The following is a 23129-nucleotide window of genomic DNA, read 5'->3' as shown; positions in this document are numbered from 1 at the left end:
GTCAGGCGTAGCCGCCCCCCGGCACTGTGGCAGGATTAAAACGTTTCCCAGTTTTCGCCCGCATCGGTGGTCGCGGCTTTACGCGCCATCATAGGGGCAGCAGCGGTTTTCGCTGAAGCCTGCTCGCGGGCTTTCATCTGCTCCTGCTGAATGCGGAACACGGCCACGGCCTGAGTCAGACGGCTCGCCTGCTCTTCCAGTGCCGCTGCCGCCGCGGCAGACTCTTCCACCAGCGAGGCGTTCTGCTGGGTCACGCGATCCATCTCAGCTACCGCCAGACCCACCTGATCGATACCGCGGCTCTGCTCATCAGACGCAGAGGCGATTTCGCCCATGATGTCCGTCACGCGGGTTACCGCATTAACGATTTCGCCCATGGTTTCGCCGGCGCTTTCTACCAGGGTAGACCCGACTTCCACGCGGCCAACAGAGTCTTCAATCAGGCTCTTGATCTCACGTGCTGCCTGGGCGCTGCGCTGTGCCAGGTTACGGACTTCACCCGCAACAACGGCAAATCCGCGGCCCTGCTCGCCCGCACGTGCCGCTTCTACTGCAGCGTTCAGTGCCAGGATGTTGGTCTGGAACGCGATGCCGTCGATCACGCTGATAATGTCGGCAATTTTCTGCGAACTGCCCGCGATGTCACGCATGGTTTGCACCACGTTATCCACCACTTTACCGCCCTTCTGCGCGGTTTCAGACGCGCTCAGCGCCAGGTTGCTCGCCTGACGGGCGTTCTCGGCGTTCTGCTTAACGGTCGCCGTCAGCTGCTCCATGCTGGCAGCGGTCTCTTCCAGGGATGCGGCCTGCTGTTCCGTACGGGAAGAGAGATCGTTGTTACCCATCGCGATTTCGCTCGCGCCGCTGTAGATGGCATTAGCACCGTTACGCACATCGCCAACGGTACGGACCAGCTCGCCCTGCATATGACGCAGCGAGTCGGCCAGTTCACCCATCTCGTTAGCGCCCTGCACCTCGATGCGCTTCACCAGATCGCCGCTGGCGATATGACGAATGTTGTCGATAAGACGGGTAAGTGGCGAAATCAGCGCCTGCTTGATACCCAGCCACACGGCCACGATCACCACCAGCACCGCAATCAGTACGCTAATCAGCACCCAAATTGCCTGGCTGTAGGAGCTATTGCTGTTTTCCACCGCCATCTGATACAGCTTGTCGTTCTGCTGCAGATAGTTCACGTACTGCTTCTCAAAACCATCCTGATAGCTCTGGGTAGGTTGATCGAAGAAGGCGTTGATTTTGCCCGCGCCCAGCAGCTGGATCAGCTCCGCCAGTGCACCGTGGTAGATATCGTAGTTACGTTTGATCTCCGTCGCGTCGGCGTCGTTTTGACGCGGATCGCGTGGCAGGGCTTCGTATTCAGCCCAGTTTTTTTCTGCCTGTTTCAGGGAAGCCGCCGCAATTTGCATCAGATCGTTCACGGTCGCGCCGCTGCCGATATTGCTCTGATCCATCATGTAGCGGATACCCGCACGGTTCAGGGTATTACGGGTTTGCAGCAGGGCAACCCAGCTGGCGTTCAGCGTGGACTGTTGCTGGCGAATGGTTTGCAGGACGGTGAAATTCTCTTTGTCATGCTTGAGGGCATTGAAGAAAAGACCACCGGATGTGAGTTGTAAAAGGCCAAATATCGCTAATACCAGCATTAAGCTGGTGACAATCTTGATACGGTTTAACATGTTTTCGCTTTCCATCAGACAGATAACAGGATTTTCGGCCTGGAAAGGGAAAACTTTACGAAAATCATCCTTAAATTTGTGGTTTTTACTCTTCTTCGCGCGCTGTGATATGCCGGTTCCCCAGTTCAATAAACTCTTCCAGCAGCGCTGTCAGCTGTTGCATCTTCGCCGGCGTATATTCGGCCTCGATTTGCTGATACGCCTCTTCCACCTGGGCCTGGGCACGCTCGTATAGCCTGTTCCCCTCTTTGGTCAGCGATACGTACAGCTTGCGCTGATCGTTTACGGGCTTAAGGCGCAGCACCAGACCGTCACGCTCCATGCGCGTCAGAATGCCCGTCAGACTGGGACGCAAGATACAGGTGCGAAACGCCAGATCGTGAAAATCCATCGACGGATGTTCGGCCAGCACGCGCACGATGCGCCACTGCTGCTCGGTCAGGTTATGCCGTTTCACAATCGGGCGGAAGTAAGACATCGCCGCTTCCCGCGCCTGTAACAGGGCGATAGTTAATGAATCATGCATAGCCTCTCCCGGTAATCATTAACACATGAACAATTCAGTTCTGCTGGTTTTACACACAACGCGTTTTACGACAAAAAGTCTAACAGAAACAAGCCTGATTTATTAACGCAATGATAAATATAGCCTTTAATCTCTTTATGTAAATTTATTGTTATTCATATCACAAATTATTCACTTCTGGTTGCGAAATAAACAGCAAAGGCATACAACCAGATCATTAACATATTAATGAAATCACAGACCGGACGTCCGGCCTGAGGAGTAAGTGAATGAAAGGTACTGTTTTTGCCGTAGCGCTGAACCACCAGAGCCAGCGCGATGCCTGGCGCGACGCGTTTGAAAAAGCCCCCTACAACACGCCGCCAAAAACCGCCGTGTGGTTTATCAAACCGCATAACACCGTGATCCGCACGGGCGACCCCATTCCCTTCCCGCAGGGAGAAACCGTGTTAAGCGGAGCCACGGTTGCGCTGGTTGTGGGTAAAACGGCGCGTAACGTTCCCGTGGACGAGGCGGCGGAGTACATCGCCGGTTACGCGCTTGCCAACGAAGTGAGCCTGCCGGAAGAGAGTTTTTATCGCCCGGCGATCAAGGCCAAATGCCGCGACGGCTTTTGTCCGCTGGGAGAGCTGGCCGCCCTCGACCACGTTGATAACCTGACCATTGTCACCGAAATTAACGGCCGGGAAGCGGACCACTGGAACACCGCTGACCTGCAGCGCAATGCCGCCGAACTGCTGAGCGCCCTGAGCGAGTTCGCCACCCTCAGTCCGGGCGATGCCATTCTGCTCGGCACCCCACACTCGCGCGTCCCGCTGCAGCCGGGCGATCGCGTACGCATTCTGGCGAAAGGCTTCCCGTCCCTGGAAAACCCGGTGGTTGATGAACGCAAGGTCGCCCATGCGCAAGGCCCACATCCGCACGCCACGCTGTTCGCGCTTGGTCTGAACTACGCCGATCACGCCAGCGAGCTGGCGTTTACGCCGCCAACGGAACCGCTGGTGTTTATCAAAGCCCCCAACACCGTGACCGGCGATAACCAGACCTCGGTCCGCCCGAACAACATTGAGTACATGCACTACGAGGCGGAGCTGGTGGTGGTCATCGGCAAAACGGCGCACAAGGTCAGTGAGCGCGAGGCGATGGACTATGTCGCGGGCTATACCGTCTGTAACGATTACGCCATCCGTGACTACCTGGAAAACTACTACCGCCCGAACCTGCGGGTGAAAAGCCGCGACGGGTTGACCCCCCTCAGCCCGCATATCGTGCCGAAAGAGGCCATTCCCGACCCGCATAACTTAACCCTGCGTACCTTCGTGAACGGAGAATTGCGCCAGCAAGGGACCACTGCCGATCTGATCTTCAGCATCCCGTTCCTGATTGCCTATCTCAGCGAGTTTATGACCCTGCAGCCCGGCGACATGATTGCCACCGGCACGCCAAAGGGTCTGTATGACGTACAGCCAGGCGACGAAGTGGTCGTGGAAGTGGAGGGCGTGGGCCGCCTGGTGAACCGCATTGTCAGTGAGGAGACTGCAAAATGAAAAAAATAAACCATTGGATTAACGGTAAAAACGTCGCAGGAAGTGATTACTTCCACACCACTAACCCGGCCACCGGAGAGGTGCTGGCGGAGGTCGCGTCCGGCGGTGAAGCTGAAATTCATCAGGCCGTGGCGGCGGCTAAAGAGGCATTCCCGACGTGGGCTAACCTGCCGATGAAAGAGCGCGCACGCCTGATGCGTCGCCTCGGAGATCTTATCGATCAACACGTTCCGGAGATTGCGGCCCTCGAGACCGCCGACACCGGCCTGCCGATCCACCAGACCAAAAACGTGCTTATTCCACGCGCGTCGCACAACTTCGCGTTCTTCGCCGAAGTGTGCCAGCAGATGAACGGTAAAACCTACCCGGTCGACGACAAGATGCTCAACTACACCCTGGTGCAGCCGGTGGGGGTCTGCGCGCTGGTGTCGCCGTGGAACGTGCCGTTTATGACCGCCACCTGGAAGGTTGCGCCGTGCCTGGCGCTGGGCAACACTGCGGTGCTGAAGATGTCTGAGCTCTCCCCGCTGACCGCCGACCGTCTGGGCGAGCTGGCGCTGGAGGCCGGTATTCCGGCGGGCGTGCTGAACGTGGTGCAGGGCTATGGCGCAACGGCGGGCGATGCGCTGGTACGTCATCACGACGTGCGCGCCGTCTCCTTTACCGGCGGCACCGCCACCGGGCGCAACATCATGAAAAACGCCGGACTGAAGAAATACTCCATGGAGCTGGGAGGGAAATCCCCGGTGCTGATTTTTGAAGATGCGGATATCGAACGCGCGCTGGATGCCGCCCTGTTCACCATCTTCTCCATCAACGGCGAGCGTTGCACCGCTGGCTCACGCATTTTCATTCAGCAGAGCATCTACCCGGAATTCGTCAGGCGCTTTGCCGAGCGCGCGAACCGTCTGCGCGTGGGTGACCCGACCGATCCGAACACTCAGGTTGGCGCGCTGATCAGCCAGCAGCACTGGGAAAAAGTCTCCGGCTATATCCGTCTTGGCATTGAAGAAGGCGCGACCCTGCTGGCGGGCGGCCCTGACAAACCCACCGATCTCCCTGCTCACCTGAAAAACGGCAACTTCCTGCGCCCGACCGTGCTGGCAGACGTCGACAACCGGATGCGCGTGGCCCAGGAAGAGATTTTCGGGCCGGTTGCCTGCCTGCTGCCGTTTAAGGACGAAGCCGAAGGGCTGCGTCTGGCTAACGACGTGGAGTACGGCCTGGCGTCATACATCTGGACCCAGGACGTCAGCAAAGTGCTGCGCCTGGCGCGCAATATCGAAGCCGGAATGGTGTTTGTAAACACCCAGAACGTGCGCGACCTGCGTCAGCCGTTTGGCGGCGTGAAGGCTTCCGGTACCGGGCGCGAAGGGGGCGAATACAGCTTCGAGGTGTTCGCTGAAATGAAAAACGTCTGCATCTCCATGGGCGACCATCCGATTCCAAAATGGGGGATCTGAGTATGGGCAAGTTAGCGTTAGCGGCAAAAATTACCCACGTTCCGTCAATGTACCTCTCTGAACTGCCGGGAAAAAACCACGGCTGCCGCCAGTCCGCCATCGACGGACATAAAGAGATCAGCAAGCGCTGTCGGGAGCTGGGCGTCGATACCATTATTGTGTTCGATACCCACTGGCTGGTGAACAGCGCCTACCACATCAACTGTGCGGATCATTTCTCCGGCATCTACACCAGCAACGAGCTGCCGCATTTTATCCGCGACATGACCTACGACTACGACGGTAACCCGGCGCTCGGCCAGCTTATCGCCGACGAAGCGGTGAAACTCGGTGTACGTGCCAAAGCGCACAACATCCCGAGCCTCAAGCTGGAGTACGGCACGCTGGTACCGATGCGCTACATGAACAGCGATAAGCACTTCAAAGTGATCTCTATCGCCGCGTTCTGCACCGTCCACGACTTCGCCGACAGCCGCAGGCTGGGCGAGGCCATCGTCAGCGCGATTCAGAAATATGACGGCACCGTGGCGGTGCTCGCCAGCGGTTCGCTGTCGCACCGTTTTATCGACGACCAGCGCGCCGAAGAGGGAATGAACAGCTACACCCGCGAGTTCGACCGTCAGATGGACGAACGCGTGGTGAAGCTGTGGCGTGAAGGCAAGTTCAGGGAGTTCTGCAGCATGTTGCCGGAATATGCCCACTACTGCTACGGCGAGGGCAACATGCACGACACGGTGATGCTGCTGGGGATGCTCGGCTGGGACACATACGACGGCAAGGTGGAGTTCCTCACCGAGCTGTTCCCCAGCTCCGGCACCGGCCAGGTTAACGCCGTTTTCCCCCTGCCCGCGTCCGCGTAAGGAGCCACCATGCCGCACTTTATTGCTGAATGCACTGACAACATCCGCGAGCAGGCGGACCTGCCAGCACTGTTCGCCAAAGTGAACGACGCGCTTGCCGCCACGGGAATCTTCCCACTCGGCGGTATCCGTAGCCGTGCGCACTGGCTGGACACCTGGCAGATGGCCGACGGTAAGCACGATTACGCCTTTGTGCATATGACGCTGAAGATTGGCGCCGGGCGCAGTCTGGAGAGCCGGGAGGCGGTGGGAAAGGCACTGTTTGAGCTGATTAAAACCCACTTCGCCGACCTGATGGCATCGCGCTATCTGGCGCTCTCTTTTGAAATAGACGAGCTGCACCCGACGCTCAATTACAAACAAAACAACGTGCACGCTTTGTTTAAGTAGCGCCCTTACCGGGCCGACAACGGCTTTGAACGCAAGCCGGGTGAGCAGCACGCCACCCGGCAACAACAGGAAATCGCCATGCTCGATAAACACACCCATACCCTGATCGCCCATCGTCTGCATCAGGCGGAGCAGTCCCGGGAGCAGATCCGCCAGATCTCGCTCGACTACCCGACGATCACCCTTGACGACGCCTACGCCGTACAGCGCGAATGGGTGAGCCTGAAAATCGCCGAAGGTCGCGTGCTGAAAGGCCACAAGATTGGCCTCACCTCCAAAGCGATGCAGGCCAGCTCGCAGATTAGCGAGCCGGACTACGGTGCTCTGCTCGACGACATGTTCTTCCACGACGGCGGCGATATCCCTGCCGACCGCTTTATCGTCCCGCGCATCGAAGTGGAGCTGGCCTTCGTGCTGGCAAAACCCCTGCGCGGCCCAAACTGCACCCTGTTCGACGTCTACAACGCCACGGATTACGTCATCCCCGCGCTGGAGCTGATCGACGCCCGCTGCCACAACATCGATCCCGAGACCCAGCGTCCGCGCAAGGTGTTCGACACCATCTCCGATAACGCCGCCAATGCAGGTGTGATCCTTGGCGGTCGCCCGATTAAGCCCGACGAGCTGGATCTGCGCTGGATCTCCGCGCTGCTCTACCGCAACGGCGTCATTGAAGAGACTGGGGTCGCCGCGGGCGTGCTCAACCACCCGGCCAACGGTGTGGCATGGCTTGCCAATAAACTCGCGCCGTACGACGTTCAGCTGGAGCCTGGCCAAATCATCCTCGGCGGTTCGTTTACCCGCCCGGTGCCGGCCAGCAAGGGCGATACCTTCCACGTGGACTACGGCAAGATGGGCTCCATCAGCTGCCGTTTTGTTTAGGAGACCACCATGGAAAACAGATTCAAAGCGGCGCTCAGCGCCGGAAAACCGCAAATCGGCCTCTGGCTGGGGCTGACCAGCAGTTACAGCGCCGAGCTGCTGGCCGGTGCGGGTTTCGACTGGCTGCTGATCGACGCAGAGCACGCGCCCAATAACGTGCAAACCGTCCTGACCCAGCTGCAGGCGATCGCGCCTTACGCCAGCCAGCCGGTGGTACGCCCGTCGTGGAACGATCCGGTCCAGATCAAACAGCTGCTGGACGTCGGGGCGCAAACCCTGCTGGTGCCGATGGTACAAAACGCCGATGAAGCCCGGCTGGCGGTGCGCGCCACGCGTTATCCACCGGCGGGGATCCGCGGCGTGGGCAGCGCGCTGGCTCGCGCCTCGCGCTGGAACCGCACGCCTGATTACCTGCAGCGCGCTAACGATGCCATGTGCGTGCTGGTGCAGATTGAAACGCGCGAGGCGCTGAAAAATCTGCCGCACATCCTCGACGTGGAAGGCGTGGACGGGGTGTTTATTGGCCCGGCGGATCTGAGCGCCGACATGGGCTTTGCCGGAAATCCGCAGCACCCGGAAGTCCAGGCCGCCATCGAGAAGGCCATTGCGCAGATCCGTGCGGCAGGCAAAGCGCCCGGCATCCTGATGGCTAACGAGCCGCTGGCAAAACACTACCTCGAGCTTGGCGCGCTGTTTGTCGCCGTCGGGGTCGACACCACCCTGCTTGCACGCAGCGCCGAGGCGCTGGCGGCACGTTTTATCGATATCCCGGTTACGTCAGTAAATAACAATAAATCCGTCTACTAAACGTACGATGTGGAGCGCAACATGACGACCTCTACCCTGCAAACCCATGATAATAAAGCTGTAGAACACCGCGTTATTCAGAAGCTGTTTCGTCGTTTGATCGTGTTTCTCTTTATCCTGTTTGTCTTCTCGTTTCTTGACCGCATTAACATCGGCTTTGCCGGGCTGACGATGGGCAAAGATCTGGGCCTCACCTCGACCATGTTTGGCCTGGCCGCCACCCTGTTTTACGTCACCTACGTGATATGTGGGATCCCCAGCAACATCATGCTGGCGAAGGTCGGCGCCCGGCGCTGGATCGCCGGGATCATGGTGGTGTGGGGCATCGCTTCCACCTGCACCATGTTCGCCACCAGCCCGCACACGCTCTATGTGCTGCGCATGCTGGTGGGCATTGCCGAGGCCGGATTCCTGCCGGGGATCCTCGTCTATCTCACCTGGTGGTTCCCTGCCTACCACCGCGCCCGCGCCAATGCGTTGTTTATGATCGCCATGCCGGTGACCATGATGCTCGGCTCGATCCTCTCCGGTTATATTCTGGCCATGGACGGGCTGTGGAACCTGAAAGGCTGGCAATGGCTGTTCCTGCTGGAGGGGCTACCGTCCGTGGTGCTCGGCGTAGTGACGTGGTTCTACCTGAACGACACGCCGGATCAGGCCAGCTGGCTGGATGACGACGAAAAGCAGGCGCTTAAAACAATGATCGCCCGCGAGCAGGAGTCGGCCATCGCCCGCCCCGTAACGCCGCGTTCGACGCTGCGCGAAGTGTTTACTCCGGCCGTGCTGCTCTATACCCTGGCCTATTTCTGCCTCACGAACACCCTGAGCGCGATTAATATCTGGACGCCGCAGATCCTGCAGAGCTTTAACACCGGCAGCAGCAACATTGTGATTGGCCTGCTGGCGGCGATCCCGCAGTTTTGTACCATCATCGGGATGATCTGGTGGAGCCGCCGCTCCGACAGGCTGAAAGAGCGAAAAAAGCACACCATTCTGCCGTATCTCTTTGCGGCGGCAGGATGGTTACTGGCCTCGGCGACCCACCACAGCCTGATCCAGCTGCTTGGCATCATCATGGCCTCAACCGGATCGTTTACCGCCATGGCGATCTTCTGGACCACGCCGGATCGGGTTATTAGCCTGCAGTCGCGGGCGGTCGCACTGGCGGTGATCAATGCCATCGGTAACGTCGGATCCGCCGTCAGCCCGCTGTTGATCGGTATTCTGCGTGACAGCACCGGCAGCTTCAGCTCCGGGTTGTGGTTTGTTGCCGGCTTGCTGGTGGTCGGCGCGCTGGTGCTGACACGTATCCCGATGACGCAGCGGGAGAGCCTTGAGCACGAGCCGGGTATGGCGGCGCAGAAAATCCCGTAAGGAGCGGCTATGTGCCAGAACCCGATCGCGAATATCGACATCAGCAAAGAGTACGACGAAAGTCTGGGAACGGATGATGTTCACTATCAGTCGTTCGCCCGCATGGCGGCCTTTTTTGGCCGCGACATGCAGGCTCACCGTCACGACCAGTATTTTCAGATGCACTTTCTGGATACCGGACAGATCGAACTGCAGCTCGACGATCACCGCTACTCGGTGCAGGCTCCGCTGTTTGTGCTCACCCCCCCGTCGGTGCCGCACGCGTTTATTACCGAATCCGACAGCGACGGGCACGTTCTGACGGTGCGCGAGGATCTGATCTGGCCGCTGCTGGAAGTGCTCTACCCCGACACGCGGGAAGCCTTTGGCCTGCCGGGGATCTGCCTCTCGCTGGCCGATAAGCCGGACGAACTGGCGGCGCTGAAGCACTACTGGCCGCTGATTGCCCGGGAATCGACGGCGCAACTGCCCGGGCGCGAACACACGCTGGTTCTGCTAGCCCAGGCGGTGTTCACCCTGCTGCTGCGCAACGCGAAGCTCGACGATCATGCCGCCAGCGGCATGCGCGGCGAGCTGAAACTGTTCCAGCGCTTTACCCAGTTGATTGACGTCCATTTTCATGAGCACTGGACGGTGCCGGAATATGCCAGCGAACTGCACCTGACCGAATCGCGTCTGACCGATATCTGCCGGCGCTTCGCCAACCGCCCGCCGAAGCGGCTGATTTTTGACCGTCAGCTGCGTGAAGCGAGGCGGATGCTGCTCTTCTCCGACAGCGCGGTCAGCGAAATCGCCTGGCAGCTGGGGTTTAAAGACCCGGCCTATTTTGCCCGGTTTTTTAATCGGTTAGTGGGGTGTTCGCCGAGCGCGTATCGGGCACAAAAAGTACCGGTGTCGTCTGTTACCCCACCCCAGCCCTGACCCTCTCCCGGGTTCAGGGTGAGGGAAATCACACTCTGCGATCATATGCGAAAAGTACCAGCCGTTGTCCCAATCGTCCCTTCACGTTCACCCCCGCTCAGGCTTCAATTAAACAACAAAAACAAAACATAAATTTAACATCACTATTCCGATACGAGGTCCCTATGAAGCCTGAAGATTTCCGCGCTGATGCCAAACGTCCGTTAACCGGTGAAGAGTATTTAAAAAGCCTGCAGGATGGCCGCGAGATTTATATCTACGGCGAGCGCGTCAAAGACGTGACCACTCATCCGGCGTTTCGCAATGCGGCAGCCTCCATCGCGCAGATGTACGATGCGCTGCACAAGCCTGACATGCAGGACACGCTGTGCTGGGGCACCGATACCGGCAGCGGCGGCTACACCCATAAGTTTTTCCGCGTGGCAAAAAGTGCCGACGACCTGCGTCAGCAGCGTGACGCCATCGCCGAGTGGTCGCGCCTGAGTTACGGCTGGATGGGCCGCACCCCGGACTACAAGGCGGCGTTTGGCTGCGCGCTCGGTGCCAATCCGGCGTTCTACGGCCAGTTCGAACAGAACGCCCGCAACTGGTACACCCGTATTCAGGAAACCGGGCTTTACTTCAACCACGCCATCGTTAACCCCCCCATCGACCGTCACAAACCGGCAGACGAAGTAAAAGACGTCTACATCAAGCTGGAAAAAGAGACCGACGCCGGGATCATCGTTAGCGGCGCAAAAGTGGTGGCAACCAACTCGGCGCTGACTCACTACAACATGATCGGTTTTGGCTCCGCGCAGGTCATGGGCGAAAACCCGGACTTCGCGCTGATGTTCGTTGCGCCAATGGACGCCGAAGGCGTGAAGCTGATCTCTCGCGCCTCTTACGAAATGGTGGCAGGTGCGACCGGCTCTCCGTACGACTACCCGCTCTCCAGCCGTTTCGACGAAAACGACGCGATCCTGGTGATGGATCATGTGTTGATCCCCTGGGAAAACGTGCTGATCTACCGCGATTTCGATCGCTGCCGTCGCTGGACCATGGAAGGCGGTTTTGCCCGCATGTACCCGCTGCAGGCCTGCGTACGTCTGGCGGTGAAGCTCGATTTCATTACCGCGCTGCTGAAGAAATCGCTGGAGTGTACCGGCACCCTGGAGTTCCGCGGCGTGCAGGCGGATCTCGGGGAAGTGGTGGCCTGGCGCAACATGTTCTGGGCGCTGAGCGACTCCATGTGTTCTGAAGCCACACCGTGGGTGAATGGTGCGTATCTGCCGGATCACGCGGCGCTGCAGACCTACCGCGTCATGGCCCCGATGGCCTATGCGAAGATCAAGAACATCATCGAGCGTAACGTCACCAGCGGCCTGATCTATCTGCCGTCCAGCGCGCGAGACCTGAACAATCCGCAGATCGACCAGTATCTGGCGAAATACGTGCGCGGCTCCAACGGCATGGATCACGTGGAACGCATTAAGATTTTGAAACTGATGTGGGATGCCATCGGCAGCGAGTTTGGTGGTCGTCACGAGCTGTATGAGATCAACTACTCCGGCAGCCAGGACGAAATCCGTCTGCAGTGTCTGCGTCAGGCACAGAGCTCTGGCAACATGGACAAAATGATGGCAATGGTCGACCGCTGCATGTCCGAGTACGACCAGCATGGCTGGACGGTGCCGCACCTGCACAATAATTCCGATATCAACATGCTGGATAAGCTGCTGAAATAACGCAGCGGGAGGTTTCAATGCATACAGAACAACGCCTGCGTTTTCGCGATGCGATGGCCAGCCTGTCGGCGGCGGTTAACGTTGTCACCACCGAGGGCGATGCAGGACGCTGCGGTATCACCGCCACCGCCGTCTGTTCGGTCACGGACACCCCGCCATCGCTGATGGTCTGCATCAATGCCAACAGCGCCATGAACCCGGTTTTCCAGGGTAACGGTAAGCTGTGCGTCAACGTGCTGAACCATGAGCAGGAGATCATGGCCCGCCACTTCGCCGGGATGACCGGCATGGCAATGGACGATCGCTTTGCCCTCTCCTGCTGGCAGAAAGGTCCGCAGGGGCAACCGGTGCTGAAGGGCGCGCTGGCAAGCCTTGAAGGCGAGATTAGCCAGGTGCAAACCATCGGCACCCATCTGGTTTATCTCGTTGAAATTAAAAATATCATTCTGAGCGAAGCGGGACACGGCCTGATCTATTTTAAACGCCGTTTCCACCCCGTCATGATGGAGACTGAAGCCGCAGTATGACCCCCTCCTGCGCTGGCCGTTTCCCGGCCAGCGCCAATTTCCACAAAAATTCCTAAGGTTTCCGCTTAATCACGCCGTTATATAGCCATAAGAGAAATTTTCTGTGTCTGAATACTGACAATACATGTCAGTGCGACCCGCATCATTCAGCGCATACCCTAATATACAGGAAGACCTTATGGCTAAATCGACGCGGAGCCGCTCGGCTGAACGTCTGGTCGATATTCTGGTTGAGTTACATTTAAATGGTGTGGTAAACCGCAGTGCGCTCATGGAAAAATTTAAAATTACCGAGCGCACCGTCTACCGGGATTTAAATGCGCTTTCACCTATTGTGGAACATACCGGTAACGGACTGTATCGTCTGATCCACTCCGCACAATCTCCCGGTGGACAAGGATTACATCACACGATTGCTAACTTCCTGAATGCCGATAGCTTTTTCCCGGAAAGAAATACGGAATTCTGGCAGAAACTTGAGACACGCGTTGACGAAAATCATATTCTTATTCTTGGCAACGAAGCAGAGCACACGGTAGAACGTGATATTCGTCGCTATTTATCGAAAATCGAGAAATCGATTAAGAATCGTAATGTATGCCAGATCGTTTATAAGGGTAAAACCCGCCTGATTAATCCCTATAAACTCATTAACAATAAAAATATATGGTATTTACAAGCCACCGAGAATAGCCGGCTAAAATCCTTCTCGTTGAGTCAGATTAGCTGGTTTGATATTCAACAAAAAACCTTCACGCCGGAAGAAAATGCGCTCGAACTGCTGGAAAAAAGCCTTGATCCGTGGGTGTCGGAAGACACTTTCGAAGTGAAAATATTCATTAAAGATACTATTTCACATTACTTTATGCGCCGCGACCTGCTGCCAGAACAAGAGCTTGTCGGTGAGCAGCACAACGGCGTCACGCTGCGCTGTCAGGCGGCACACGAGAACCAGATCCTGCCGCTGCTGTTCTACTGGCTGCCGAACATTCAAATCCTGGAGCCCAACTGGCTAAAAGAGAAGCTGCTTAAAACGCTGGAAAATTATCTGGCGGTAGAGCGCACAGCAGATAACCACGTGATCTCAATCACATAATTTCTCCCGGCGGCGGCGAGACGGAACCACTCGCCGCCCTCTTTGACCGCTCACCTGGCCCTTTCAACCGCTCATTCATTTACCTGTCTTTACACGCGCGTGGTTCTGGCACGATCGCTCCAGCATTAATCAATACCTCCTCATAACGAACCCTGACCCTTTTTCATTACATAAAAAACCAGGTCTTACTATGGATACGAAAAAACTACTGAAGCACGTGCCCTGGGCGTTACTCGGGATCCTCGGCGCTTTTTGTCTGGCGGTTGTCGCACTACGCCGGGGCGAACACGTAAGCGCCCTGTGGATCGTCGTTGCGTCTGTCTCCGTCTATCTTGTTGCTTATCGCTACTACAGCTTATACATCGCGCAGAAGGTCATGAAACTCGACCCGACGCGTGCCACTCCGGCGGTCATTAATAATGACGGTCTCAACTACGTGCCCACCAACCGCTACGTGTTGTTTGGTCACCACTTTGCCGCTATCGCCGGTGCGGGTCCGCTGGTCGGCCCGGTTCTGGCCGCGCAGATGGGCTACCTGCCTGGTACCCTGTGGCTGCTCGCGGGCGTAGTGCTGGCCGGGGCGGTGCAGGACTTTATGGTGCTGTTTATCTCTTCTCGCCGTAACGGCGCCTCTCTGGGTGAGATGGTGAAAGAGGAGATGGGCCGCGTGCCGGGGACCATCGCACTGTTCGGCTGCTTCCTGATTATGATCATCATCCTCGCGGTGCTGGCGTTAATCGTGGTGAAAGCGCTGGCCGAAAGTCCGTGGGGGGTCTTCACCGTCTGCTCTACCGTGCCGATTGCGCTGTTCATGGGTATCTACATGCGCTTTATCCGCCCGGGTCGCGTGGGTGAAGTATCGGTGATTGGTATTGTGCTGCTGGTTGCATCCATCTACTTCGGTGGCGTGATTGCGCACGACCCGTACTGGGGCCCGGCGCTGACCTTCAAGGACACCACCATCACCTTCGCGCTGATTGGGTATGCGTTTGTCTCCGCTCTGCTGCCGGTCTGGCTGATCCTGGCACCGCGTGACTACCTGGCGACCTTCCTGAAAATCGGCGTTATCGTCGGTCTGGCGATCGGCATCCTGGTGATTAACCCGGATCTGAAAATGCCGGCAGTGACCCAGTACATCGACGGTACCGGTCCTCTGTGGAAAGGTGCGCTGTTCCCGTTCCTGTTTATCACCATCGCCTGCGGTGCGGTCTCTGGCTTCCACGCCCTGATTGCTTCCGGTACCACACCGAAGCTGCTGGCTAACGAAAAAGACGCGCGTCTGATTGGCTACGGCGCAATGCTGATGGAGTCTTTCGTGGCGATCATGGCGCTGGTTGCCGCGTCCATCATCGAACCGGGTCTCTACTTCGCGATGAACACCCCTCCGGCAGGCCTGGGCATTACCATGCCAAACCTGCATGAGATGGGCGGTGATAACGCGGCGCTGATCATGGCGCAGCTGAAAGATGCGAGCGCACATGCTGCCGCAACCGTCAGCTCCTGGGGCTTCGTGATTTCGCCTGAGCAGATCATGCAGACCGCGAAAGACATTGGCGAACCGTCAGTCCTGAACCGCGCCGGTGGCGCACCGACGCTGGCAGTGGGTATCGCACACGTGTTCCACAAAGTGCTGCCGTGGGCGGACATGGGCTTCTGGTACCACTTCGGTATTCTCTTTGAAGCGCTGTTCATCCTCACCGCGCTGGACGCCGGTACCCGTGCAGGACGCTTTATGCTGCAGGACCTGCTGGGTAACTTCGTGCCGTTCCTGAAGAAAACCGACTCTCTGGTGGCGGGTATTCTGGGAACCGCGGGCTGCGTGGGTCTGTGGGGCTACCTGCTGTATCAGGGCGTTGTCGACCCGCTGGGCGGCGTGAAGAGCCTGTGGCCGCTGTTCGGTATCTCTAACCAGATGCTGGCCGCTGTCGCCCTGGTTCTTGGCACCGTTGTACTGGTGAAGATGAAACGCACCAAATACATCTGGGTCACCGTGATCCCTGCGCTGTGGCTGCTGCTCTGCACCACCTGGGCGCTTGGTCTGAAACTGTTCAGCGCCAATCCGCAGCTGGAAGGCTTCTTCTTCATGGCTAACCAGTACAAAGAGAAAATTGCCGCAGGCGGCGCGGACCTCACTGCCCAGCAGATTGCCAGCATGAACCACATCGTGGTGAACAACTACACCAACGCAGGTTTGAGTATTCTGTTCCTGGTGGTGGTGTACAGCATCATCTTCTACGGCATCAAAACCTGGCTGAACGTGCGTAACGCCGAGGGTCGTACGGATAAAGAAACCCCGTATGTCCCGGTACCGGAAGGCGGCGTGAAGACCTCTTCACACCACTAATCCGCCTTCGCATCCCTCTCCCTCCGGGAGAGGGTTAGGGTGAAGGGAAACTACGCCCGGCAGCCCCTGCCGGGCTTTTTCTATCTGGAAGGCATAATGTTTGGTAACTTAGGCGAAGCGAAAAAATACCTCGGTCAGGCGGCGAAAATGCTGATTGGCATTCCGGACTATGACAACTACGTTGAGCATATGAAGACCAACCATCCGGATAAACCGTACATGACCTATACCGAATTCTTCCGCGAGCGTCAGGAAGCGCGCTACGGCGGGAGTGGAGAAGGCGGCGTACGCTGCTGCTAAAGGAGAGACCATGACCCCGATTGCCGTCACCCTGCTGACCGGTTTCCTTGGCGCCGGTAAAACCACCCTGCTGCGCCACATTCTGAACGCGCAGCACGGCTTCAAAATCGCCGTGATCGAAAACGAATTCGGCGAAGTCTCGGTCGACGATCAGCTGATTGGCGATCGCGCCACGCAGATCAAAACCCTGACTAACGGCTGCATCTGCTGCACCCGCTCGAATGAATTAGAAGACGCCCTGCTGGATCTGCTCGACAGCCGCGATCGCGGTGAAATCGATTTTGACCGCCTGGTGATTGAATGCACCGGTATGGCTGACCCCGGCCCGATTATTCAGACCTTTTTCGCCCATGAGATCCTCTGCCAGCGCTACCTGCTGGACGGCGTCATTGCGCTGGTCGATGCGGTTCATGCCGACGAACAGATGAACCAGTTCACCCTCGCCCAGTCGCAGGTGGGCTACGCCGATCGCATCCTGCTGACCAAAACCGACGTGGCGGGCGACAGCGAAAAACTGCGCGAGCGCCTGACGCGTATCAACTCGCGGGCGCCGATTTACATCGCGACGCACGGTGATATCGATCTCTCGCAGCTGTTCAACACCAACGGCTTTATGCTGGAAGAGCATGTCACCTCAACGCCGCGCTTCCACTTTATGGCAGATAAGCAAAACGACGTCTCGTCGATTGTGGTCGAGCTGGATTACCCGGTGGATATCAGTGACGTCTCCCGCGTCATGGAAAATCTGCTGCTCTCTTTTGCCGACAGGCTGCTGCGCTACAAAGGGATGCTGTGGATTGATGGCGAACCGAACCGCCTGCTGTTCCAGGGCGTACAGCGGCTGTACAGTGCGGACTGGGACAGACCGTGGGGAGATGAAACGCCGCGAAGCGTGATGGTGTTTATTGGGCTACAGCTGCCGGAAGACGAGATCCGGACAGCGTTTGCAGCACTGCGCAAATAACCGTACGAACGCAGCCCTCTCCGCAGTTGAGGAGAGGGCTGGGAGATTATTTCAGCGCGTCGGGCAGCGTCACAATCCACAGTTCGCTTTCTGACGCCGGCTTCGCCAGCGGCTTCACGGCGAGGGTGGTCGCAACCGGTTTATCATCAATAGTGAGCGCACCTTGCGAATTCACCCGATAATCCTTGAGCTTCTTGCCCTCGACCGGATTTTCCATCGCCACCTTCACGCCAAAGTCGTTATCGTTCGCGACCGCCAGCGTGTTGTTGTCAATCAGCGCTAACCCTTCGGCCTTTTCATGCTGCCAGCCAAGCGCGCGCAAATCCACGACCTGGGTTTTAGCCGCCAGCGTAATGCCGCGCTGGGCCAGCGTCTTCTCGTCATCAAACTCCGGGTATTCGCCCGGCTTATCAAAGCGTGTCAGATCGCTCGCCTTGCTGAGGTCCACCTTGTAGATGAGGTTGCGCATGCCATCGTTTTTATCGCTGCCCTGCTCAATCAGCAGCAGGTGCTGGTTATCAAGCGCCACAATATCGCCGATTTTGGCGTCATTGTTTTTGCTGTAGGCTTCGCTGTCGATGGGATAACCGTACATCGCGGTTTTCCCGGTCGCCGGGTCGAAGCTCACCAGGCGGGTAAACAGCGCCTGTTTTTTGCTTTTGCCGTCGATATCCAGCGTGCTTTGCACCGCGGCAATGATACGCCCGTCCGGCATACGGGTCAGGCCTTCAAAGCCCCGGTTTGGTTGACGCCATTTAATAATATTCGGCAAGCCGCCCGCGATGGATTTCTCGCCTTCCGCCGCCTGCGGACCGTGAATCGCCAGGATCTTGCCTTTGCTGTCGACGTTAATCAGGAACGGACCGTACTCGTCACACAGCCAGTAACCGCCTTTACCGTCCGGCGTGATACCTTCCGTATCCAGCCCGCGATTGTCGCCCTTCAGCACCTTTAACGTGTCACTGAACGCCACTTCATTGGTCGAGCCAATCACGCCGCTTTGCAGCGGCAGACCGTTGATCTCGCCTTTATCGTCATGCAGAGGGCGCGCATCGACGGCCTCCGCTTTGCCATTTTGTACGCGAATCGTCATCAGCAGCGGAGCGAAATCGGGCGTGACAAAGATTTTGGCTTCATCTTTCCCCACTTTCGGCGAATCCGCATTCGCACCGCGATCGGTCACGGTCGCAAACGTCAGGGTATCGCCCTGTTTACCGGTAAACAGCAGGCCAGAGCCAATCCCGACCGGGAGTCCCTTCGGGAACGCACCGGCAAACGCGCCGCTGTAGCTCACGCGCGTGCCTTTGGGGAAGCTGACAACATAGTGCTCGGCCGTGGGCTGCGCCGCCAGGCCAGAGAAAGAGAGCGCACAACCGATAAGCACAGGAATAATTTTTCTTTTCATATTGTTAGTATCCAGAAAGTGAAGCCAACAACGTAAAGAACAAACGTGTCAGGAAAATGACACCGCAGAGAGACGCGGGCAGGCAATTGCAGGCGCATGAACCGCAAGAAATGTAAAACTAAACCACAAAGTGTAAAATTTGAAATGTTTCTAGAAATTATTAGAAAGCCAATTAATTCATGTCAAACGGTTATCCTCTGTCTCGTTCAGTGTCTATTTAGTCAAAAAACTAAACCTGTCCTAAACGTCCAGGCAATACATATTGACCCGGCGATAACTAAACATGAAAGCAACATTTCAAAAGCCGGCCATTAACAAAAACAGCATAAAAACACGACCTTAATCACATTTGCAGTCATAAACATCGCTTGTTAAGGTGGCCTCAGATGAAATTAATGACGAGGCACAAAACATGAAAAAACTGAATGTTCTTCTTCTTTCTGCTCTGACCGTCCTGTCGGGTTCCGCACTGGCTATGGGCGGCACGATTGAGCAAGGTAAAAACTTTACTAACCTTAATCTGGAAATGGGTAAATCCTCATCCGGTGTGTACCTTGAAAGCAACTGGCTCAAAAACACCGACGACGGCACGCAAACAGGTGGCGTTGGCGCCGGTTACAACCTGGAAGTGGGCCCGGTGATGCTGAATGCCGGTGCCAAAGCAATCTACCTTGGCCCAAAAAAAGGCGATAACGGCGTGGCATTCCCCATCGGTGGCGGTATTAACGTTGCGCTGACCGACAGTATCCACGTGTTTGGCGAAGGGTATGCCGCACCAGAAGGTCTGAACAACAGCGTGAAAAATTACGTGGAAGCCAACGGCGGTGTGAGCTGGACGCCAATCACGCCTGTGACGCTGAAAGTGGGTTATCGTCACGTAAGCGTTGACGGCAAAGACGGTCGTCCTGGCCACACGCTGATCGACGGCGCATATGTAGGCGGTGGAGTCACCTTCTGATGAAACACCGCATTACCGCGCTTTGCGTTCTGAGCATCACGCTTCTGCTCACCGGTTGCGTCCAGTATAAATGGGTGAAACCGGGAGTCAGTGACGCTGAGATGAATAAAAGGCTCACGGAATGCGAAGCACAGGCCCTGATTGATCTGCCCCCGGACAATGTTGTGACCGGTTCGAGCTCGGAAAAAATGGACAAATCGAAAAAGAAAAAGGATATTTCCACGAGCTACACGGTTGAAGACGCGAATGAATATCGCCGGGATACCTTAGTCGACAGCTGCATGTTCAAAAGCGGCTGGGACAAGATTGAAGTGCAATAACCCCAAAAAAAACCTGCCGAATGGCAGGTTTTTTATTCGCGGAGTTACTTACGCACCACCACCAGCTTCTGGTTCACAAACTCTTTGATCCCCAGGTCCGACAGTTCGCGTCCGTAACCGGATCGCTTCACGCCGCCAAACGGCAGCTCTGGCGCGGTATCGGTGAGCCAGTTGATATACACCATCCCGGTCTCAATACGCGACGCCATTTTCTTCGCCCGCTCGATATCCTTGCTGAACACCGCGCCGCCCAGACCATAGTGGGAATCGTTCGCCAGTGCGACCGCTTCGTCATCATTTTTCACCACATAGATCTGCGCCACCGGGCCGAAGAACTCCTCAAAGTAGGCCGGGTTGTCGCGCGAGATATGCGTCAGGATCGTCGGCTCAAAGAAGCACCCGTCACGCTGCACCGGTTTGCCACCGTAATGCAGCGTCGCGCCGTTTTTCACCGCCTCGTTGACCTGTGTGGTCAACGTGTCCAGCGCATCCTGAGAGGACAGCGGCCCCAGGGTGGTGCTCTCGTCCAGCGGATCGCCAATCTTCACCTGCTTAAATGCCTCGGTGAATTTCGCGAGGAAGGCATCCGCAATCTTCTCATGCACGATGAAACGCTTCGCCGCCGTACAGACCTGGCCGGCGTTATTGAGTCGGGCATTCACGCCCGTCTTCACGGCCTTCTCCAGATCGGCATCATCTAGCACCACAAAGACGTCGTTACCGCCCAGCTCCAGGGTCGATTTTTTGATGTGCTTCGCCGCCTGCGCCGCGACCACGCTACCCGCTTTTTCGGAACCGGTCAGCGCGGCACCCTGTACACGATCGTCGGCGATGATGTTCGCCACCTGATCCGACGAAATAAACAGGTTGGTCCACGCCCCTTCCGGTGCACCGGCCTCACGCACCAGATGTGCAAACGTCTCTGCACAGTGCGGCACGATGCTGGCGTGTTTGGCGATCACCGGGTTACCGGCCGCCAGGTTCGGGGCGAGGACACGCATCAGCTGGTAATAAGGGAAGTTCCACGGCTCAACGGCCATCAGCACGCCAATAGGGTGGTGCTCGACCCACGCTTCCCCGAGTTCGGAGTCGTACTTCACCGGGGCGAGGAACCGTTGGGCATTATCCGCGTAGTAGCGGGCGATTTGCGCGCACAGTTTCACTTCACCGCGGCTCTGCTCAATGAGCTTCCCCATCTCCTTGCTGGCAATTTTGGCCAGATCCTCCGTACGTTCGTCGATGAGGTCCGCAAGTTTACGCAGTACCGGCAGGCGCTGGTTAATGTCGCCTTTTGCCCAGTCCGAATGGTAAAGCGCATCGGCCGCCTTCAGCGCCGCTTCAACATCCGCGTCGGTATGGGAGGGATATTCTTTGATGAGCTGGTTTGTGGCAGGATTTACTGTCTGGTAAGCCATGTCGAATCTCCTTGTTTTACCGCTTAGGGTATTAAGGGTAGACAATATGACTGGCGATGGACGTAAAGTTGGGTATATCCGGAAGGTTCTTAGCGTGGTACTGCAACATGTCGCGCGGGCATGGTATAAAAAACGTTCCTGACAGGAGTCCCCCATGACCGAGACCCGACACATCCGCCAGACCTTTCATCGCGCCTGCGGCCACGAGCTGCGCAGCACGTGGCAGAGCACCCAGGCGTATAAACGTCATTGTCACCCACAGCTCTCTATTGGCGCGATCCTGGAAGGCCAGACGTGCTGCACAGTCCATGACAGTGAGTATATCCTGACCCCTGGCGACATCATCGTCATCCCGGCGCATGCGCCCCACAGCTGCAACCCGGTGGCGGGGAAGCCACGCAGCTACCATATGCTGTATATCGACACTGACCTTTCGCTGGCACTGCAGGTCATTCGCGACCAAACGCTGTTTAATCACTATCTTGACGTGGTTGAGAACATGACCGCGGCCTCCCTGAACGCACTGCTTTGCGCCCTTCCTCCCTCTACAGGCCGTACAGATAAGCCCCATTCATTGAGTCAGCAGGTGCAAGAGGCGTTTCTGTCGAACCTCACCGCTCCGCCTTCCCTTGACGACCTTGCCCGGCGATTTTCACTGCGCAAAGAGACGTTAATCCGCACCTTTAAACAGGACACCGGCCTGACGCCAGGACGCTTTCTCAACATCTCTCGCGTGGAATACGCCAAAGCGCGACTGCGTGCGGGAGATGATCTCGCCGATGTCGGTTACCAGAGCGGGTTTGCCGACCAGAGCCATTTCCATAAAACCTTCGTCAGCTACACGGCCGCCACGCCTCGCCAGTACGCGACGGGCCGATCAATATCAGACAATAATCAGGATACGTAACGCCGTAAGGTGATCTCCGTTTTTGCTCTGGAGGTCACGATGGAACTGTTCTTCCCTTCCGCTTTTCTCGCCCTGGCGCTGGCGCATTTTGTAGCCCTGTTAAGCCCCGGTCCGGATTTCTTTTTGCTGGTCGGTTACGCCGCACGTTACCGGCTGCGCGGCAGTGCCGGGTTGTGCCTCGGTATCGCCGCGGGTAACGCGCTCTATATTGTGCTGGTGATTATCGGCTGGAGCGCCCTGCGCACGTTTTCGTGGCTGTTCACCCTTATCGAATTATCCGGCGCGCTCTACCTGCTCTGGATTGGATCGCGGCTGGCGCGCAGCCGCCCGCAGACGCTTGCGCTCAATGAGACTCATCAGCGGTGCCCCTCATTGCGTAAGCAAATCCTGCTGGGGCTCGGTTCGGCACTGTTAAACCCGAAGAATGCGCTTTTTTATCTGGCGCTCATGACGGCGCTGTTAGGGCCGGATGTCACGCTGCTTCAGCAGTCAACCTGCGGTGTCTGGATGGTAATGGTGGTGCTGGTCTGGGATTTAGCGCTGGTGTCGCTGATGGGCTTGCCCGTGGTTCAGCGGACGCTCAGCCGTTCACTCTGGCTGATTGAGCGAGCCGCTGGCGTGGTGCTGATGGCGTTTGGTGGGTGGGTCGTGTGGCGTTTTTTGCATTTTCTTCCCGCCTCCCTCTATTCTTAAGCC

22 protein-coding genes are annotated in these 23129 nt (G+C 57.2%); 18 read left to right on the top strand and 4 right to left on the bottom strand.

Annotated elements, in window-relative coordinates; translation table 11 throughout:
- Nucleotides 1-35: 35 nt before the first annotated feature.
- Together tsr and hpaR are read right to left on the bottom strand one after the other, a co-directional pair.
- Nucleotides 36-1700 (bottom strand): methyl-accepting chemotaxis protein, encoded by a 1665-nt coding sequence (tsr, locus tag HV340_RS02790; RefSeq protein ID WP_032682055.1) that lies wholly within the window; start codon nt 1698-1700, stop codon nt 36-38.
- An 85-nt stretch (nt 1701-1785) separates the two neighbouring features.
- A complete protein-coding gene (gene hpaR / locus HV340_RS02785; protein WP_014168494.1) occupies nt 1786-2226 on the bottom strand; it encodes a homoprotocatechuate degradation operon regulator HpaR in 441 nt (146 codons plus the stop codon).
- Between the two features lie 269 nt (nt 2227-2495).
- Here hpaR and hpaG point away from each other — a divergent pair, with 269 nt between their 5' ends.
- From hpaG to yjiA, 14 genes are all read left to right on the top strand, one after another.
- Nucleotides 2496-3773 carry a 4-hydroxyphenylacetate degradation bifunctional isomerase/decarboxylase gene (gene hpaG / locus HV340_RS02780; protein WP_063925677.1) on the top strand — a complete coding sequence of 426 codons (1278 nt, stop codon included), beginning with the start codon at nt 2496-2498 and terminating at the stop codon, nt 3771-3773.
- On the top strand, nt 3770-5236 hold the full coding sequence (gene hpaE / locus HV340_RS02775; protein WP_014168491.1) for a 5-carboxymethyl-2-hydroxymuconate semialdehyde dehydrogenase: 1467 nt from the start codon (nt 3770-3772) through the stop codon (nt 5234-5236). The genes hpaG and hpaE overlap by 4 nt, the downstream gene beginning before the upstream one ends.
- Nucleotides 5237-5238: 2 nt before the next feature.
- Nucleotides 5239-6096 carry a 3,4-dihydroxyphenylacetate 2,3-dioxygenase gene (gene hpaD, locus HV340_RS02770; protein WP_020885307.1) on the top strand — a complete coding sequence of 286 codons (858 nt, stop codon included), beginning with the start codon at nt 5239-5241 and terminating at the stop codon, nt 6094-6096.
- A 9-nt stretch (nt 6097-6105) separates the two neighbouring features.
- The gene (locus HV340_RS02765) at nt 6106-6486 is read left to right on the top strand and encodes a 5-carboxymethyl-2-hydroxymuconate Delta-isomerase (RefSeq protein ID WP_020885308.1); all 381 of its coding nucleotides are present in this window, start codon (nt 6106-6108) and stop codon (nt 6484-6486) included.
- A 78-nt stretch (nt 6487-6564) separates the two neighbouring features.
- Nucleotides 6565-7368: a 2-oxo-hept-4-ene-1,7-dioate hydratase gene (gene hpaH, locus HV340_RS02760; protein ID WP_020885309.1), complete on the top strand. Its 804-nt coding sequence runs from the start codon at nt 6565-6567 to the stop codon at nt 7366-7368.
- Between the two features lie 9 nt (nt 7369-7377).
- Complete coding sequence (gene hpaI / locus HV340_RS02755) at nt 7378-8175, top strand: 4-hydroxy-2-oxoheptanedioate aldolase (protein ID WP_063925679.1); 798 nt, start codon at nt 7378-7380, stop codon at nt 8173-8175.
- Between the two features lie 21 nt (nt 8176-8196).
- Complete coding sequence (gene hpaX, locus HV340_RS02750; RefSeq protein ID WP_047356938.1) at nt 8197-9549, top strand: 4-hydroxyphenylacetate permease; 1353 nt, start codon at nt 8197-8199, stop codon at nt 9547-9549.
- A 9-nt stretch (nt 9550-9558) separates the two neighbouring features.
- Nucleotides 9559-10470: a 4-hydroxyphenylacetate catabolism regulatory protein HpaA gene (gene hpaA / locus HV340_RS02745; protein WP_181216283.1), complete on the top strand. Its 912-nt coding sequence runs from the start codon at nt 9559-9561 to the stop codon at nt 10468-10470.
- Between the two features lie 164 nt (nt 10471-10634).
- Nucleotides 10635-12197, top strand: a complete 1563-nt coding sequence (gene hpaB / locus HV340_RS02740) for a 4-hydroxyphenylacetate 3-monooxygenase, oxygenase component (RefSeq protein WP_014168483.1) — start codon at nt 10635-10637, stop codon at nt 12195-12197.
- A 17-nt stretch (nt 12198-12214) separates the two neighbouring features.
- On the top strand, nt 12215-12724 hold the full coding sequence (locus tag HV340_RS02735) for a 4-hydroxyphenylacetate 3-monooxygenase reductase subunit (protein ID WP_014168481.1): 510 nt from the start codon (nt 12215-12217) through the stop codon (nt 12722-12724).
- A 178-nt stretch (nt 12725-12902) separates the two neighbouring features.
- Nucleotides 12903-13820 carry a WYL domain-containing protein gene (locus HV340_RS02730; RefSeq protein ID WP_047955011.1) on the top strand — a complete coding sequence of 306 codons (918 nt, stop codon included), beginning with the start codon at nt 12903-12905 and terminating at the stop codon, nt 13818-13820.
- Nucleotides 13821-14010: 190 nt separating this feature from the next.
- Nucleotides 14011-16164, top strand: a complete 2154-nt coding sequence (locus tag HV340_RS02725; protein WP_063925680.1) for a carbon starvation CstA family protein — start codon at nt 14011-14013, stop codon at nt 16162-16164.
- 96 nt (nt 16165-16260) lie between these two features.
- On the top strand, nt 16261-16464 hold the full coding sequence (locus HV340_RS02720) for a YbdD/YjiX family protein (protein ID WP_003856610.1): 204 nt from the start codon (nt 16261-16263) through the stop codon (nt 16462-16464).
- A 10-nt stretch (nt 16465-16474) separates the two neighbouring features.
- Nucleotides 16475-17428 (top strand): GTPase, encoded by a 954-nt coding sequence (gene yjiA / locus HV340_RS02715; protein ID WP_020885316.1) that lies wholly within the window; start codon nt 16475-16477, stop codon nt 17426-17428.
- 46 nt (nt 17429-17474) lie between these two features.
- On the opposite strand, the gene HV340_RS02710 is transcribed toward yjiA, so the two are convergent.
- Complete coding sequence (locus HV340_RS02710) at nt 17475-18833, bottom strand: esterase-like activity of phytase family protein (RefSeq protein WP_181216282.1); 1359 nt, start codon at nt 18831-18833, stop codon at nt 17475-17477.
- Nucleotides 18834-19245: 412 nt separating this feature from the next.
- On the opposite strand from HV340_RS02710, the gene HV340_RS02705 reads away from it, so the two are divergent.
- Together HV340_RS02705 and HV340_RS02700 are read left to right on the top strand one after the other, a co-directional pair.
- Nucleotides 19246-19791, top strand: coding sequence for a YfaZ family outer membrane protein (locus HV340_RS02705; protein ID WP_014168475.1), 546 nt, complete (start codon nt 19246-19248; stop codon nt 19789-19791).
- On the top strand, nt 19791-20111 hold the full coding sequence (locus HV340_RS02700; RefSeq protein WP_032679568.1) for a hypothetical protein: 321 nt from the start codon (nt 19791-19793) through the stop codon (nt 20109-20111). The genes HV340_RS02705 and HV340_RS02700 overlap by 1 nt, the downstream gene beginning before the upstream one ends.
- A 44-nt stretch (nt 20112-20155) precedes the next feature.
- On the opposite strand, the gene HV340_RS02695 is transcribed toward HV340_RS02700, so the two are convergent.
- Complete coding sequence (locus tag HV340_RS02695; protein WP_020885319.1) at nt 20156-21526, bottom strand: NAD-dependent succinate-semialdehyde dehydrogenase; 1371 nt, start codon at nt 21524-21526, stop codon at nt 20156-20158.
- A 154-nt stretch (nt 21527-21680) separates the two neighbouring features.
- Here HV340_RS02695 and HV340_RS02690 point away from each other — a divergent pair, with 154 nt between their 5' ends.
- Nucleotides 21681-22433: an AraC family transcriptional regulator gene (locus tag HV340_RS02690; RefSeq protein ID WP_063925682.1), complete on the top strand. Its 753-nt coding sequence runs from the start codon at nt 21681-21683 to the stop codon at nt 22431-22433.
- Nucleotides 22434-22472: 39 nt separating this feature from the next.
- Entirely contained in the window at nt 22473-23126 is a 654-nt protein-coding gene (locus HV340_RS02685; RefSeq protein WP_063925683.1) for a LysE family translocator, read from the top strand.
- Nucleotides 23127-23129 lie beyond the last annotated feature (3 nt).

The sequence above is a fragment of the Enterobacter sp. RHBSTW-00975 genome (assembly GCF_013615235.1).
GTDB lineage: Bacteria > Pseudomonadota > Gammaproteobacteria > Enterobacterales > Enterobacteriaceae > Enterobacter > Enterobacter ludwigii.
The sequence above is the reverse complement of the archived record's forward strand: the minus strand, read 5'-3'. Positions and strand labels throughout refer to the sequence as shown.

Bases quoted from the DNA above. Each gene is read 5' to 3' on its own strand.
- tsr (WP_032682055.1), bottom strand. From the start codon at position 1,700: ATGTTAAACCGTATCAAGATTGTCACCAGCTTAATGCTGGTATTAGCG.
- hpaR (WP_014168494.1), bottom strand. From the start codon at position 2,226: ATGCATGATTCATTAACTATCGCCCTGTTACAGGCGCGGGAAGCGGCG.
- hpaG (WP_063925677.1), top strand. From the start codon at position 2,496: ATGAAAGGTACTGTTTTTGCCGTAGCGCTGAACCACCAGAGCCAGCGC.
- hpaE (WP_014168491.1), top strand. From the start codon at position 3,770: ATGAAAAAAATAAACCATTGGATTAACGGTAAAAACGTCGCAGGAAGT.
- hpaD (WP_020885307.1), top strand. From the start codon at position 5,239: ATGGGCAAGTTAGCGTTAGCGGCAAAAATTACCCACGTTCCGTCAATG.
- HV340_RS02765 (WP_020885308.1), top strand. From the start codon at position 6,106: ATGCCGCACTTTATTGCTGAATGCACTGACAACATCCGCGAGCAGGCG.
- hpaH (WP_020885309.1), top strand. From the start codon at position 6,565: ATGCTCGATAAACACACCCATACCCTGATCGCCCATCGTCTGCATCAG.
- hpaI (WP_063925679.1), top strand. From the start codon at position 7,378: ATGGAAAACAGATTCAAAGCGGCGCTCAGCGCCGGAAAACCGCAAATC.
- hpaX (WP_047356938.1), top strand. From the start codon at position 8,197: ATGACGACCTCTACCCTGCAAACCCATGATAATAAAGCTGTAGAACAC.
- hpaA (WP_181216283.1), top strand. From the start codon at position 9,559: ATGTGCCAGAACCCGATCGCGAATATCGACATCAGCAAAGAGTACGAC.
- hpaB (WP_014168483.1), top strand. From the start codon at position 10,635: ATGAAGCCTGAAGATTTCCGCGCTGATGCCAAACGTCCGTTAACCGGT.
- HV340_RS02735 (WP_014168481.1), top strand. From the start codon at position 12,215: ATGCATACAGAACAACGCCTGCGTTTTCGCGATGCGATGGCCAGCCTG.
- HV340_RS02730 (WP_047955011.1), top strand. From the start codon at position 12,903: ATGGCTAAATCGACGCGGAGCCGCTCGGCTGAACGTCTGGTCGATATT.
- HV340_RS02725 (WP_063925680.1), top strand. From the start codon at position 14,011: ATGGATACGAAAAAACTACTGAAGCACGTGCCCTGGGCGTTACTCGGG.
- HV340_RS02720 (WP_003856610.1), top strand. From the start codon at position 16,261: ATGTTTGGTAACTTAGGCGAAGCGAAAAAATACCTCGGTCAGGCGGCG.
- yjiA (WP_020885316.1), top strand. From the start codon at position 16,475: ATGACCCCGATTGCCGTCACCCTGCTGACCGGTTTCCTTGGCGCCGGT.
- HV340_RS02710 (WP_181216282.1), bottom strand. From the start codon at position 18,833: ATGAAAAGAAAAATTATTCCTGTGCTTATCGGTTGTGCGCTCTCTTTC.
- HV340_RS02705 (WP_014168475.1), top strand. From the start codon at position 19,246: ATGAAAAAACTGAATGTTCTTCTTCTTTCTGCTCTGACCGTCCTGTCG.
- HV340_RS02700 (WP_032679568.1), top strand. From the start codon at position 19,791: ATGAAACACCGCATTACCGCGCTTTGCGTTCTGAGCATCACGCTTCTG.
- HV340_RS02695 (WP_020885319.1), bottom strand. From the start codon at position 21,526: ATGGCTTACCAGACAGTAAATCCTGCCACAAACCAGCTCATCAAAGAA.
- HV340_RS02690 (WP_063925682.1), top strand. From the start codon at position 21,681: ATGACCGAGACCCGACACATCCGCCAGACCTTTCATCGCGCCTGCGGC.
- HV340_RS02685 (WP_063925683.1), top strand. From the start codon at position 22,473: ATGGAACTGTTCTTCCCTTCCGCTTTTCTCGCCCTGGCGCTGGCGCAT.